At 60.7% G+C, this 13720-nt stretch carries 14 protein-coding genes and 2 pseudogenes; 9 read left to right on the top strand and 7 right to left on the bottom strand.

The genetic code is table 11. The annotated features are described in order from the left end of the window. Positions 1 to 822 precede the first annotated feature (822 nt). The gene (locus HAP40_RS21010) at positions 823 to 1086 is read right to left on the bottom strand and encodes a hypothetical protein (protein ID WP_166816009.1); all 264 of its coding nucleotides are present in this window, start codon (positions 1084 to 1086) and stop codon (positions 823 to 825) included. A 548-nt stretch (positions 1087 to 1634) separates the two neighbouring features. Continuing rightward, a pseudogene (locus tag HAP40_RS21005) lies at positions 1635 to 1844 on the bottom strand (SOS response-associated peptidase); the annotation flags it as partial. Positions 1845 to 1857: 13 nt separating this feature from the next. Between HAP40_RS21005 and HAP40_RS21000 the strand changes: the two are divergent. Continuing rightward, positions 1858 to 2466, top strand: coding sequence for a class I SAM-dependent methyltransferase (locus HAP40_RS21000; RefSeq protein WP_166816011.1), 609 nt, complete (start codon positions 1858 to 1860; stop codon positions 2464 to 2466). A 63-nt stretch (positions 2467 to 2529) separates the two neighbouring features. Here the strand turns inward: HAP40_RS21000 and HAP40_RS20995 are convergent, their stop codons facing one another. After that, positions 2530 to 3141: a hypothetical protein gene (locus tag HAP40_RS20995; protein ID WP_166816013.1), complete on the bottom strand. Its 612-nt coding sequence runs from the start codon at positions 3139 to 3141 to the stop codon at positions 2530 to 2532. Here HAP40_RS20995 and HAP40_RS20990 point away from each other — a divergent pair. Then, on the top strand, positions 3141 to 3248 hold the full coding sequence (locus HAP40_RS20990) for an H-NS family nucleoid-associated regulatory protein (RefSeq protein WP_334270704.1): 108 nt from the start codon (positions 3141 to 3143) through the stop codon (positions 3246 to 3248). The genes HAP40_RS20995 and HAP40_RS20990 overlap by 1 nt on opposite strands. 302 nt (positions 3249 to 3550) lie before the next feature. On the opposite strand, the gene HAP40_RS20985 is transcribed toward HAP40_RS20990, so the two are convergent. Together HAP40_RS20985 and HAP40_RS20980 are read right to left on the bottom strand one after the other, a co-directional pair. After that, positions 3551 to 3862, bottom strand: a complete 312-nt coding sequence (locus tag HAP40_RS20985) for a helix-turn-helix transcriptional regulator (protein WP_166816015.1) — start codon at positions 3860 to 3862, stop codon at positions 3551 to 3553. A 103-nt stretch (positions 3863 to 3965) separates the two neighbouring features. Then, positions 3966 to 4451 (bottom strand): hypothetical protein, encoded by a 486-nt coding sequence (locus HAP40_RS20980; protein WP_166816017.1) that lies wholly within the window; start codon positions 4449 to 4451, stop codon positions 3966 to 3968. A gap of 68 nt (positions 4452 to 4519) precedes the next feature. On the opposite strand from HAP40_RS20980, the gene HAP40_RS37355 reads away from it, so the two are divergent. From HAP40_RS37355 to HAP40_RS20955, 6 genes are all read left to right on the top strand, one after another. Then, positions 4520 to 4735 (top strand): helix-turn-helix domain-containing protein, encoded by a 216-nt coding sequence (locus HAP40_RS37355; RefSeq protein WP_080586812.1) that lies wholly within the window; start codon positions 4520 to 4522, stop codon positions 4733 to 4735. Positions 4736 to 4782: 47 nt separating this feature from the next. Further along, complete coding sequence (locus HAP40_RS20975; protein WP_246741065.1) at positions 4783 to 5754, top strand: DUF7146 domain-containing protein; 972 nt, start codon at positions 4783 to 4785, stop codon at positions 5752 to 5754. Next, a complete protein-coding gene (locus HAP40_RS20970; RefSeq protein WP_246741066.1) occupies positions 5745 to 7811 on the top strand; it encodes a hypothetical protein in 2067 nt (688 codons plus the stop codon). The genes HAP40_RS20975 and HAP40_RS20970 overlap by 10 nt, the downstream gene beginning before the upstream one ends. Beyond that, the gene (locus HAP40_RS20965) at positions 7808 to 8302 is read left to right on the top strand and encodes a hypothetical protein (RefSeq protein ID WP_166816019.1); all 495 of its coding nucleotides are present in this window, start codon (positions 7808 to 7810) and stop codon (positions 8300 to 8302) included. Before HAP40_RS20970 ends, HAP40_RS20965 begins: the two co-directional genes overlap by 4 nt. A 15-nt stretch (positions 8303 to 8317) precedes the next feature. Continuing rightward, positions 8318 to 8824 carry a hypothetical protein gene (locus HAP40_RS20960; protein ID WP_166816021.1) on the top strand — a complete coding sequence of 169 codons (507 nt, stop codon included), beginning with the start codon at positions 8318 to 8320 and terminating at the stop codon, positions 8822 to 8824. A gap of 337 nt (positions 8825 to 9161) precedes the next feature. Continuing rightward, the gene (locus HAP40_RS20955) at positions 9162 to 9404 is read left to right on the top strand and encodes a hypothetical protein (RefSeq protein WP_166816024.1); all 243 of its coding nucleotides are present in this window, start codon (positions 9162 to 9164) and stop codon (positions 9402 to 9404) included. Position 9405: 1 nt separating this feature from the next. Here the strand turns inward: HAP40_RS20955 and HAP40_RS20950 are convergent, their stop codons facing one another. After that, positions 9406 to 10086: a recombinase family protein gene (locus HAP40_RS20950; protein ID WP_166816026.1), complete on the bottom strand. Its 681-nt coding sequence runs from the start codon at positions 10084 to 10086 to the stop codon at positions 9406 to 9408. Positions 10087 to 10220: 134 nt separating this feature from the next. Between HAP40_RS20950 and HAP40_RS20945 the strand changes: the two are divergent. Next, a pseudogene (locus HAP40_RS20945) lies at positions 10221 to 10410 on the top strand (helix-turn-helix domain-containing protein); the annotation flags it as partial. A 2089-nt stretch (positions 10411 to 12499) separates the two neighbouring features. Here HAP40_RS20945 and HAP40_RS20940 read toward each other — a convergent pair. Beyond that, positions 12500 to 13267, bottom strand: a complete 768-nt coding sequence (locus HAP40_RS20940; protein ID WP_166816027.1) for an outer membrane protein — start codon at positions 13265 to 13267, stop codon at positions 12500 to 12502. Positions 13268 to 13720: the final 453 nt, after the last annotated feature.

Genomic DNA, 13720 nt, shown 5'->3' with positions numbered 1-13720 from the left:
TTGTGGTGGTCGGGGTGCCGTCGCGCGCGTCCCGTCGCTCGTCGCGCCCTGTGCGCCGGTCTTGACGCCGTTCTGTGCGTCCGGTCCGGCGTTCCTGGCGCCGTTCTGTTCGCCCGCTTCGCCGCTCCTGACGGCGCTCTGTCCCAGACATCGGCGCGTCTGCGGGCGGCGTCGTGGGTGTGGCGGGCGCGGTGGTGGTCTGAGCTTCCGCCTCCGACACCGCCAAAATTGCGGGCGAGGCCACAAGCCCAAACACGGCCGCGTATCCAAGGAAAGTGAGTGCGTTGCGACGACAGACCCGTTTCGGCTCCGAACGTTCACCCATCTTCAGGCTCCCGGTTGCTGTGCCCCAGAGTATGGCACCTGAGGTCGAGAGCCTGGCGCTTGATCTAGATCAAATAGGCGCAGTTGCACGCGGCAGCGTGTCGTCAAAGATTACTTTTTGGTCGGCCCGCTGCTTACAAACAACTCGTTTACTTGGTCAGCTTCAAGTCACGCTGGAATTTCCGGCGACGGGATTGACGTTCTCGGCAGGTGGGGGATCATGGTCCCCGCGGTTACGACCAATCCCTCGTTGAATTTGGTTCGCGCAAAAGCCCTAGCTTCCGCTTCGGTTTCAAACGTCTTGGTTAAGCGCGGATGTCGCCGTCTTAACAGCGTGCCATCCGGCGGCACTTCAAATGTGACGTACCAAGCGTGTTTCATGCCGTGAAGCCGCCACCGGTATCGGTCGCCAGTCCTCCGCGCCGGGACGATAAAAAAGCCTCCGCCATAAGAAACGGTGACGGCTTCTTTCTCGCTCGTGACCCGCAAACAAGTGCTTTACCGCCCCGCCCCAACGCGATTGACGCCACCATTTGCATTGCCACCGGCGTTATGACGGACCGCAGCGCGCGCCACCGGACGAGGCCTCAGCACGACGCCTGCCCGGGCAACGCAACCCACCGGATATTCAACGTACTGGCAGTACACGACCGCCTGGGCTGGCGCTGGATTGAGAGTGACACCTGCAAGCCCCAACAGGGCGCTAGCAGCAATCCCGGCAACAGTCGCTGACTTGATCGAAAAATGCTTCCTCGAATGCATGGCGGACCTCCCTCTTTGCTTTGCGTCACCGAAAGGTGGCAGAAGCCGCCTCAGGTGCGGGAACATAGCGTAGGCGCCGCAGTGCGCGGGTTCGATTGATCTACATCAACCTCCTGCGCGGAGAGAGCCGCAATCTCGCGAGCGGGGCTTAAGGAATACATAGAAGGGTTTCTGTCATGCTCCGCTATATTCTCGCTCCTCTTGCCGCTTTCGTTTTGCTCATCGCCTGCTTGATCCCCGATGATGCCGAGGCTCGGCGCGGCGGAGGTGCCTATCGGGGTGGCGGCGGTTACCGCGGCGGTGCGGTCGCAGTTCGAGGACCGCGGGGCGGCGGCGCTGTTGCAGTGCGCGGCGCAGGCTACCGGGGCTACGGCTATCGGGGCGGCTATCGCGGCTACGGCTATCGGGGCTACGGTGTCGGAGCGGCAGCGGTAGGCGCGGCTGCCGTTGGCGCTGCTGCGTACCGCCGCAGTTGCTACGATGCGTACGGAAACTATATTTGCGCCTATTAATACGTGGCGACGCGCGATAGCGCGGCTTGGCGCGCATCACGCCGCAGCCCGATCCTCTTTGTCGGTCCCGCGCATGACGATCTTGAGCGCATCGTCGGGCAATGGCTGCTGCAACGCCTTGGCCTCATCCCACGGCGCGCGCATCCACACGTCCCGCTCTTCGTCGGTGGTCAGGATCACCGGCATGGCCTTTGGATGGATCGGCTCCACCACCGCGTTCGGTGATGTCGTGAGAAATCCGTAGACAGTCGCCAACGATATGACCACTCAACTTCCCGGATTTTTCGAAGGCACCGGAATGCCTGATCCCGGTTGGTGGGAAGCGCTGTGGCCCGATCCCGCCAAAGTGCTGAGCGACGTGGGCGTGACGCCCGGCATGGACGTGGTGGACCTATGTTGCGGTGATGGCTGGTTCACGTTCCCGCTCTCTAGGATCGTGGGCAGCGTCATCGCTATCGACATTGACCGGGCGATGCTGAAAGCGGCAAAGGTCCGGATCGTCGAGCGAGGCGGTGCGCCAAACTGCACTTTCGTCGAAGCTGACGCTTACAATATCGCAAATGTAGTCCGGCAGGCGGTTGACCATGTGTTCCTCGCCAATGCCTTCCACGGAGTTCCGGACAGGCGACGCCTTGCGGGAGCCGTCCATGATGTTCTCAAGCCCGGTGGTTTGATCGCTATCGTGAGTTGGCACGCGCGGCCGCGCGAGCAAACGACTGTCCTAGGAGAGCCGCGAGGGCCAGCGACGGAACTACGAATGACGCCTGATCAGACCATCGCTAGCGTTGAGCCGAGCGGTCTGAAATTCCGCAACTTGGTTGAGGTCTCGCCCCACCATTACGGCGCTGTGTTTGAACGGCCTCATTAAGTATGCCTCCACTGCCGACGATGCCGTGGCAGGACGACGGGCGGTGATCGGCGTGTCGGGGTCTTACTTGCTCTGCTTGAGCGCCCACAGCCGATAGGCTTCGTCCTCGTAGGGATCATCACCGGTCGGCGGCGGGACCAGCTTCGCGCCTTCGCTGCGGAAGTGGTCGAGGCCACGGCTCAGCCTGCGACCTTCGAGCGTGTGCTGATCGAAAGCAAAATCTGGAACGGTCGGAACGTAGCCTTCGAGTTGAGACCGCAGACCGATCGCGGCAGCGAAGTGACAGCCCGCGCGGGACTTCGGCGCCCGGCACATGATCCTGATGCAGTTGCCGATCATCAACCGTGCCTCGCCGATCTTGCTACTGTAGCGGTCCTTGGACTGCGCGAGCGCGGTCGCGACGAACGGCACGACCCATGGCGCGGCCAGCGTGTCGAGGTCTTCATGGCAGATCACTTCGAGCCTGTTGCAGACCATCGAGTGGAAGGCTTTGCTGGTGTGCATGAGTTCGACCGCGAATTCCATCGCTTCGCGCTCAAGGCCGCGTCTGATGGCCTTCTGGAGGGCGCTGATGGCTACGTCAGCTTCAAGGGGCCGACAACATATCGGACCTTTGTCGGCCGCGACGCCCTTACCCTCCCGTTCCGCCGAAGTATCGAAATCCAGAGAACCCAATGCAGATTTGGTCCGGCCGTGGGAAGCAACCCCGATGGCTTGGGCCGCAAATTCAAGCTGGCAGACAGCTGGATGATTTCTTGATCGATCGGACCCGACGCCACTAACCCAGGAGCGAGCCCTAGGCCGCGCGGGTTCGTACGCGGGAGCAGCCACCGGCTGTGCCCGCGCCTCGCGCAATGCCGGGGTCATGCAGGCAGCAAGCCCGGCTGCACGATCGGTGTGATCGCCCGGCAGCTGGCCAGCCTCCGATCGCTTCCAGCAGTCTAGCCATTTGGGCTTGACGCAATGCGCGCGCCAGCTGCGAAGGGTAGGGGAATGGTTGTTGCGAATGCGTGGGGAATGCGCCAGCGGCACATGCGCAACGTCATTGCCGGGGGCCGCTATGCGTTGGACATACCCCCAATCCTCAGCGCGTATTCGGTTTGCGCCCAACAGCAGCAATCGCGCGCACGCGCCGCCCTTTGCCCCGGGCCCGACGCGGATCGAATTCATCGACCGCATTCTGCCACGCCACGATCTCGTCTTCGTACCAGACGCGCCGGTTGGGGCTGATATAAGTGCACTTCGGAAACCGGCCTGCCTTCTCCATGCGATAGAGCGTGGTGCGGCTCACGGGGATGATCTCCAGCACCTGTGTCTCGGTGAGCATGCGGCGAGGAGCGGACTTAGGCGTCGCGTCAACGCTCGTCTCGGTGAGTGCTGGCTTTGCTGCGGTCATTACGAACGTCCCTTAAAGCTCGGTCTGCGGAATTTCCGGCAGATCTTTCGTCATTCGCCCGCGCGAGGCGTGTCGTGTGGTTTCACGCCGTAAGCGAAGCGATTCATTTTTTGTCGCTTTGCATCAGCTCCCGGAAGCGGCTGATGTCGAACTTGTCGGATCGGAAACCAAGTGGCCGAACTCTCCGGCGGTAGTTTCGAGCGATAGCGCGGCCAATAACCTCCGGCGGATCTTCGGGCCCTGCCTGCTGCTCAGGTGTTCCCAAAGTTACCAGTGGTCTCGCAGCAAGATCGGCGGGATTGATCGGATAGCTCATCACCTGGTCGGCGATCGCCGCCATGAACGCAGATCGCGCCCTCTCGTCACCCCACCACGTCGTGCCGAAGTCGCGCATGATCTCGTGCGCGAGAAACAGGATCGCGTAGATCAGGTCGAGCGTGTGACCGTCACCTTGGATGTCGAACGACATTTCCAGCCGCTGGCGAATTTCCTCCGCGATCGACCGGAGATTGAGCGAACTGGAACTGTCGAGTTTCGCGCGAAGATCGTCCCCGAGGGTGATTTTGAACTGTTGCTGCTTCAATTTCATAGCCCTTGTTATGACAGAATGTAGCCCTACAATAGTTGACATAAAGGGTCAACTGGAACAGACTGAATATGACTACTTCGGAAAACACGACTGCCCCGCGTGTCCTCGACCGGCGCTGGGACGGTCGCTCGACGTTCACTGTCGAAGAAGCGGGATGCAAGATTCTGGGTCTCTCGAAGTGCAGTGCCTATGCAGCCGCTAATTCCGGCGAGTTGCCTGCAATTCGAGTGGGTCGGCGTTGGATTGTCCCGCGGCACGCGCTGGAAAGAATGTTGAGCGGCTAACTGAGGCGGCAAGGCGAACATCATCGCGCGCTAAATGGAGAGCGCATGTGATTTCTATTGAGCAAATCGCAGCAGCCTGTGGCGGTGCCAAACGGACGGCTTGCGGATTCATGTGTCGCTGCCCTGCCCACGAAGAGAGGATTGGCAGCCTCTCACTTGGATACGGCCGCGACGGGATCGTGCTTGTCCATTGCTTTGGTGGTTGCGATCAGCAGTCGGTTATCGAGGCACTCAAGCTCCTCGGTCTCTGGCCGGGATCGAATCTCGCTGGAGCGCGGGAGTCTGATATTGCCAAGGCGGCGGTATCGAAAGAGGCCAGCATTTGCGGCTCTGCTTCTTGGGCAGCAGAGGTTTGGAACAACTCAACCTGCGCAAAGGGCTCGCTCGTTGAGATTTATCTGCGGCGGCGTGGTCTCACGGTCGCAATTCCCCCTGCCATTCGTTTTCACCATGGATTGCGGCACCCGGAGGGGTCTCGTTGGCCCGCCATGGTTGCGTTGGTGACCGGCGCAATCGGCAACGCGCCGACTGCTATCCACCGGACATTCCTGTCGCGCGATGGCACCTCGAAGGCACCCGTTGAGACCGCCAAAATGATGTTGGGGCCCTGCAGCGGCGGGATTGTTCGCCTCGGCGGGCAGGGTGGCGTTTTGCTGATCGGCGAGGGGATCGAAACGTGCCTCTCGGCGATGCAGGCAACGGAACACCGGACGTGGGCGGCCCTTTCGACCTCGGGCCTGCGGAGGCTCGATCTCCCGGATGACGAGCGGGACGTTGTCGTCCTCGCCGACGCCGATGCGCCAGGTGAGGCCGCGGCAATGGCCGCCGCGCGCCGTTGGGCGCGGGAAGGTCGTCGGGTTCGTGTCGCGCGTCCTCCCGCGGGAATGGATTTCAACGACATGCTGATTGCGTGCCGCCCCACGAGCGATTTGGTTGGTTTCGGCTCGGGCCAGGGTCCGACGTTGCCGCGAAGCGCCTCGGGCGGATCGAGCTATGAAGGCGACCTGCCATGTCGGTAAACACCGAGAACTGCGAGCACGGGTTCCCGCGGTTTCTCTGCCGGCGTTGCGAGGGAAGTGATCGCGGCGCGTCGGGCGGATCTTCGCATCATGTCCACCGGATCGATGTTGCGCGTGAAACGACTGAAGTCGGTGAGCGCAGTATATTGACCACGATTGCCGCCGCCGAGGAGGTGCGCGTCCCACTGAACGGGTCGCTCGAGCGGATCGTCCGCGATTCCGGTGCGCCCTTTACGCCGGCGGCCCTTGCCACCCTGCAAAAGGACAATTACGCGGCATCCGAGGTGCTGGATGCCACGTCCAAGGATATTGGATCCAGGGTGACGGCGCTCGGGACCATCGTGGGGGAGAGCGGCGTTGCCGATAGGGCGCGGCGGACACAGGCCAGCATTCTGGCCGAGCTCGCGCAGAGCGCCGAATTGTTTCATGCGCCCGAGGGAACGGGCTACGCAGATATTGACATCAATAGCCACCGCGAGACCTGGCCGATCCGTTCCAGGGGCTTCCGTCGTTGGCTCACGCGGCGCTTCTTTGATGAGGTAGGAGGCGCACCAAGCTCGGAGGCAATGCAGTCAGCGCTGAATTTGATTGAGGCGAAGGCAGATTTCGGTTCACCGGAGAGGCGCGTCTACATTCGCATCGGGGGGCATGAAGGTAATCTCTATCTCGACCTCGGCGATGAACACTGGCGTGCGGTGGAGATCAGTCCCACCGGCTGGAGGGTCATCAACAATCCGCCGGTAAGGTTTCGTCGCGCAGCTGGCATGCAGCCGCTGCCGGTGCCGGTCACGGGTGGATCGGTCGACGCGCTTCGGCCGTTCCTCAACGTGAACTCGGACAAGGACTTCGTCCTGGTGGTCTCCTGGGCACTGGCTTGCTTGCGCAATTGTGGCCCTTACCCGGTGATCGCATTGGCGGGCGAGCAGGGGTCGGCCAAGTCGACATTCTCAGCAGTCCTCCGGTCGTTGCTTGACCCCAACACGGCACCCCTGCGGGCGCTTCCCCGCGAGGATCGCGACCTCTTCATCGCTGCCAGCAACAGCCACGTACTTGCCTTCGATAATGTTTCGGGGTTGCCGGGGTGGATCTCCGACACTCTTTGCCGGCTGGCGACCGGCGGCGGATTTGCCGTTCGCCAGCTCTATACCGACAATGACGAGGTGCTGTTCGACGCGACCCGCCCCGTCATCCTCAACGGCATTGAGGAGATCGTCACCCGGCCCGACCTCGCCGACCGCGCCTTGTTCTTGACACTGCAGCCGATCCCGGAGGAGCGCCGCCGACCGGAACAGGAGTTGCGGGCCGCATTCGAGGCGGCGCGCCCGAAGATTCTTGGTGTGCTGCTCAATGCGGTGGTGGAGGGCCTTAAGCGGCTGCCCCACACTCATCTGCCGAAGCTGCCGCGAATGGCGGATTTCGCTCTGTGGGCTACAGCATGCGAGGCGGCGCTGTGGCCCCCTGGCACCTTCTGGTCAGCCTACCGTGACAACCTCGACGACGTGGTGGAGGGCGTGCTCGATGCCGACCCGGTCGCCGCCGCCGTGCGTGCCATGATGGAAACGCAGGTGGTGTGGACGGGAACTGCCTCAGACCTTATGGGGGCCCTCGCGGTCAGCGAGCGGGTTGCGAAGTCGAAGTCTTGGCCCGAAAGCCCTCGCGTACTCTCAGGCAGGCTGCGGCGGATTGCGACCTTTCTGCGTAAGGTCGGCATCGATATCGACTTCAAGAAGGCCAAGGCCCGGGCGCGTACCCGCACCATCATCATCACGAAGATGCAGACTTCCTCTGCGTCAGAAATGCCGCCGGAAACATCGTCCGCAACGTCCGCATCGTCCGACAGTTCGGGAAAAGCAGCTGATGGCAGGGATTTCTCGACTTGGTCGGAGCGGACGCAAAACGACGATGCGGACGATGTCAATCCGCGCCAAGTTCCGATCGTCCGCGACAACTCCTTGCAGAATAACGCCGCGGACGCTCTGGACGCTGCGGACGCAACTTTCTCCTCCGAATCTGAATTCGAGGAGACTGGAACTCCAGGCTGGAGTGCGCGGCTATGAGCGCGGTCGAAGCTCTCAGGGCGGCCCGCGCCGCCGGCATTAAGCTCGTACTCGACGGGGACGATCTCGTGTTGACGGCAGCCGAAGCCCCCCGGGGCACGGTGCTCAGCGAACTGTCCCGGCGCAAGCCTGAGATTGTGGCGCTGCTGCGGGCCGCCCGTGACAACTGGTCGGACGCGGACTGGTTGGCCTTCTTCGATGAGCGGGCGGGCATCGCCGAGTTCGATGGTGGACTGCAGCGAACGGATGCTGAGGCGCGCGCTTTTGAATGCTGCGTGGTCGAATGGCTGAACCGCAATCCGGTGTGCTCTCCACCCGGACGCTGTCTCCACTGCGGTGGCAGCGAAGCCGTACTTGATGAGCTGGTGCCCTTCGGCACCGGACCGAGCGGCCATGCCTGGCTGCATTCGCGGTGCTGGGCAGCATGGCATGTCAACCGGAAGGCAGTGGCCGCTGCCATTCTGTCGCCGCTGATCATGAACAAGGGATAACTCGGAGCGACATCGATGCCCACGAACATCAGGAAGGACGACATCAGGGATTTGTTGGCCGTTTTCTCGGCGGCAATCGAGCTGGATCAGCTTCGGGTCGACGTCCTGCCGGCGGAGGCTTTTCATTACCACTACTCGGACAACATGTGGCGCATCTGGCGCCGTTGCCACCTTGAGTACGTCAGTTTGCTGCTTTCGACGGTAGAAGAGATCCGGCCGGCCACCTTGGAAAAGCTGACGCGGATTGCCACCCAATACGATCCGAAGGTCGTCGGCGAGCGGCTGATCGACTTGTTCGGCTCTGCGGCGTCCGGCTCCGTTCCTCGCGCGAATGTCGCTACGGCGGCACTCTTCTTCGAGTGGTTGATTACGGAGCTTCAGGGGCAGTCTGAAGAAAATTCATTGGGCCAGGACGCCCGGACTTTGATGATGCGTTGGTTGCGGTTCACGGATCCTCTGCAAATCGCTGAAGACCCCGAATGCGGTTACAAGCGATTTCTGGCGGCATACCGCGCTTCATAGGGGCGGGAGCGCGTTCAACATGGATTCTGTCTTCGCGGCACACCCCATCTGCTGGGGGAGGGGAACGTCAGATCGCTCGCGTGTCGCTGCGCCGCGATTGATAGAGGAAGCATCAACGCAGGCTGCCATAAGAACGGCGTAACTGACCAGAGCAGTTGGCGGCCTGCCGAGGGCCGATCGAAGAAGCGCAAAAGGCAGTAGTTCCACCGAAGAATTGAGTCTAGAATCACATGCATGGCGATGTGATTAGGGGGATCCCATGGGACGACCTATCGGTAGTGTGAACAGGGAGAAACCCTTCAACGACGCGCTCCGGATCGCGCTTCGGAGCCGTCCTTTGGCACTGCGCAGGGTCGCAGACCAGCTGCTCGACAAGGCGGAGCAGGGCAATCTCGCCTACATTCACGAGTTGATCGATCGCCTGGATGGCAAGGCTGTGCAGATTGTTGATCGTCAAGAGATTCCGATCCATGAGCTCAGCGATGCCGAATTGTATCGGATTGCGGCAGGCGGCGGATTGACCGCGGAGACGATGCTGCTGATGCCGCCGGCAAAGGTCAGGTCGGACGAGCCGGGCTGAGTCAGCTTGGATTACCAGCCGACAATTGTAGACGGCTGAGCAGCCTGATCACCTGAGTAGCCTGCCACTTGCCACCGCGTGGCGTCGTTACGCCTCGATCATTCAGGATCACCGAGATCCGCTTGGCGGGCAGGTGGCGTAGCGGTCCGAGAATGGGCCGGAAATGCTCGGCGTGCAGGTCTGCTTCGGCCTTGCGAGCTTCTCCGATTGCAGGATTGCCCAGCATCTGACCGCGAGCCTTGGCTGCCGCAAGGGCTTCCTTAGTGCGTTGAGCGATGCGCTCACGCTCCTTCTCTGCGACAGCGGCGTGGATATGCAGCATGAACGGGTCCACCTCGGGTCCGAGCTCGGTGACGATGAAGGGAATGCGTTGCACCATCAGGCCGCTGATGAAGTGAACGTCACGGCTTAGTCGGTCCAGCTTGGCGATGATGATTGGAGCAGCGCCTGACTTGCCGCCTCGACCAAGTTTGCGAGCGAACTTCATGGCGGCTGCGAGCTCGGGCCTGCGCTCCAGCGCATCAGCGCCTTTCCCGGTCTCGACCTCGCGGTACTCGGCTTCGATGTTGAAGCCGTGCTGCGCGCAAAAAGATCTGATCGCGGCTTGCTGCGCTTCCAGGCCGAGACCGCTGCGGCCTTGCTTCGGTTTTGAGACGCGGATGTAGGAAACGGCGGCGCGCATAGATGATTTATCCTCTCGAGAATTACAACTGATCGCTCGTTCATGTGTAAACGTCCGCAATCTACCGGATCGATACGCAAATCGGAATCCGTTTTCTTCCGGGGAGTATGAGCGCGGCGATAAGTCGTGGCTGCAGCCTTCGCCGCGAGCGCCAGCTTGAAGGGATCGCCAGCGCCGAGGTGCGCGGCGTCTACAAGGGGCGCAAGGCGAGCAATCGATGCCGCGAAGATCAGGAAGATGAAGGCCGACGGCGTGGGGCCGTCTGCGATTGCGAAGACGTTGAAGACCGGTCGAGCTTCAGTTTATCGCGCACTCGCGGAGTGAATTGCTCTGGGCGTGCAGTCCACGAGGCCCGCTGCCTCCTGCACCCCGAGGGGGAGGGAAAAATTTCTTGGAAAGCATGCTTATTCTCGGCAAAGCCCCTTACAAAGCCGACCGCCAAACAATCCCAACCTATCTGCTTTGCAGCCCCAGTAGTTTCCTCGGACTGACCCCAATCACCAGGAGGCCACGAGGCCTGCTTCGTCCCGCATGACGGGCGACCGAAGCAATTGCGACTAAGGACCAACATTTTAACAGCGACTGGCTGGGCGTTGGCGATGTCTGGTTATGAGGGTGGAGCTGAAGTCCTCAGTTCATCTCCCAAATCGACGGCTCATGACCCAAATGCGACATCGACCCGTCGTGGTCCTTCGCATCCAGCGTATGATGGTCATTTCGATTTAGCACCTGGATCGGCGCAGAACCGATAGCGGAATGCCGAGCTGCACTCCGGGGAAGCTCCCTTCGAGGGCGTGATCGCGGCCCAGTGGGAGGGCCGCTACAGGTCACCTCCGCGGCCGAAGTCTCTCCGCGAGATCATGAAGGAAGGAAAGCAATGCGCGCGACTGACCACTGGTAAGTCGTGCGACATGGGGATCTTTCTTTACAGGCGTGTCTGGTGTTGCTCAAATATCCTCTGCGGTGGGTCTGGGTATCCACCCTGGAGTCCCCCCACATCTGTCACAGGGAGGCTTCTATGATCCTATTCAGGATAGCCTTCGCAGTAACCGCTATCTTGCTAAGCAGGGATGCATTTGCGGAGCCAGGGATGTGGATCGGGACAGCCCCATTTTGCCTTGGGTCGCCAGCAGACTGCACTGATCTGGGAATGACATACGTGAAGAGTAATTCAGAAGGGGACGGTGGCAAATGCTGGACTGGAACGAAAGTGTATTGTTCAGGTTATCCCGCCCCTGAAATTGCATTCATGGGTTATGATGCTTGTGACGGTTTTCAATGTCATCGAACGATGTGCGGTTACAATCCCAGTCCGGGTCCGAAGGTAATCGCAAGTGAGTCTTGGTTCTTCTGTCCTGTCTGCGGCAGTGCAAATATTAGAACGATCATGAGATTGAACAAAGTTCCTAACGCACAGATTGCGCGTGCTTGTCCGTGGCGATATTTCTAGGTTTGTGATCATCGGGCAGTGCGCAGGCGCAGTCAGCGCACATGATCGCCCGCTTGTCGCCGATGCAGGTCCGATCCTCGCCGCCGTTGTGCTTGCAATCGCGGCATTTGAATAGGTAGTCACCTTGGCGTGCGGAAGATTGATGCCCGGAGCGCATCGCTCGCCGACGTTCAGCGCCCGCATCTACTTCCGGTATTGGCCCTAATGCGAAGTCCGGGCGGACGCTGAATTGGTCCGCTTATGGGCGTAGACCGGAAGTGATCGGCCGACTTCCTAAATGCCGGTTTTGACCCAAACCGGAAGCCGCGCCTACTCGTGATGGCTGTTATTTCGCCGCGCAGCAACGGCTGGCCGCAAGAAGATCAACCGGGGTGTATTGACGATGAGCGCTCCTCCAATTCGCGGAGCTCTAGGGTGACGAACGAAAAGTTTTAGAGCCGCTGATGCGTTTCGCGCGCGGCGATATGAGGGACCACATCGTTTCACACAAAAACGACCACGGAGCTTCGTATCGGCGCTACGGAGTATTGCCGTGGCGGAGTCGGCTCTCGTAACCCGATGCGGAAGTGGGGCCGACGCTTGAGACTTTGTCATGCGTCTTCCTCGCCTGAGCGTGCGGGCGCAGGTCACGTGCGACTGAAAACCCATCGCGTGCAAATCTCAAGACGGTGCTGAAATTCGGATGCGCTTTGCCGCCTGCGAACGCGCGGTAAAGGCTTGTTCGTATGATCCCAGAACGTCGCGCGGAGCTCCGAAAATGTTGTGCAGGCGGGCCGCATCCTCAATCGCACGACAACGGCGATGTCGCCGGTCTCGAATGCGGCATTGATGCGTTCCGCAACCTCTCGGCGGCTCAGGCTGGATCTGATGGAGCGCCTTGCAACTTTGTCAGAAATGGGCGTCAAACAAAAAGGCCGGGCAAATTGCCCGGCCCATTGTGCTGACAAAAGCGTCTAGATGAAGTCAGTATCTCGCGGCGACAGGAGCTTTTCCCAAGCCGCCGAATCGATAGTTTAAGCGCACGGTGACCAAGTCCACGTCCTGGCTGACCCCGTTGCCTAGGAGGGTGACCCCTCCGGGCGTGACCACGCCTGCGAAGGAGGTGTTGTCACGCCCCATCCAGAGATGGTCGTATTCAACACCGACCGACCAGTTCGGTGCGAAACCATATTCCCAGCCCACACCAAGGGCGCCGCCCCAGCGCGTGTGACCTGCCGAGGCAAGGCCGACCCCTGTGATGTTGTTGAATACGTCAAAGCGATTGCGAGTGACGGCCGCGCCACCCTTCACGTAGAGCAGCGATGCGTTCCATGCCCAACCGAGTTGGGCCGTGAAGAGGCCAATGCCATCGGTTTTCCCTGTGGTTGAAATCAGCGGATCGATCAGGCTGACGCGCGTATTCTTGATGTCAGCCCAATCGCCCTGTGCTTCCAGTCCGAACACAAACTGATTGGTTTGCCAGCGATACCCGATCTGTCCGCCAACAAGGCCTCCGGAGCGATCAGCGCAACCACCTGCGACTGTCCCTGCAAGCGTAACGAAATCCACACAGCTGTGGGTCTGGCCCCAGCCGCCGTTGGCGCCGATGTAGAAACCGGTCCAATCATAAATCGGCGCGACCACCGGGGGCGGGGCCTTGACGTAAGGTCTAGCAGCCAGGTCAGCCGCTGACGCGGGTGCCGCCATGCTCACTGCCAGCAAGGCCACGCCACTCAAAAAAATCTTCTTCATTATTTTCGCTCCATCCCGCGTTTCAGCCGAAACGACGCCGGTTCTTGTTGGATGTCCGGCATTCCAGCTGAACCTAGCTGACTCGATCAGCATGCGATGTGCCCAGGCCGCAACACTCGGGAAGATTCGGCAACACGCGCTCTAGTTGCGTCAGCGCTATTGACCAATCGACTGTGCAAGTTCGTGTCTTGCAAGCCAGCGATGTCTGTTGTTGGCCCATCGCTTCCGTTGATGCGGGGGCCGCCACATGTCGGTCAATGGGGGTAAACCAGGAGTTTGCAGCCGAGCGGTTGACCGACGTTTTCGGACCAAACGGCATTCTTTATCTTAGGGTATCCCCGCTGAAGTAATTGCGACTGGGGGACTAACATTTTTCAACCCGTCGCTAATAGCGGGGCGGTGACGATGTCTGTTCATGAGGGTGGAGCAGAAGTCCGCAGTCATCGCCCAAAC

It is taken from the genome of Bradyrhizobium sp. 1(2017) (genome assembly GCF_011602485.2).
Lineage (GTDB): Bacteria > Pseudomonadota > Alphaproteobacteria > Rhizobiales > Xanthobacteraceae > Bradyrhizobium.
Note: the sequence above shows the minus strand (reverse complement) of the source record. Positions and strands in the feature narration are given on the sequence as shown.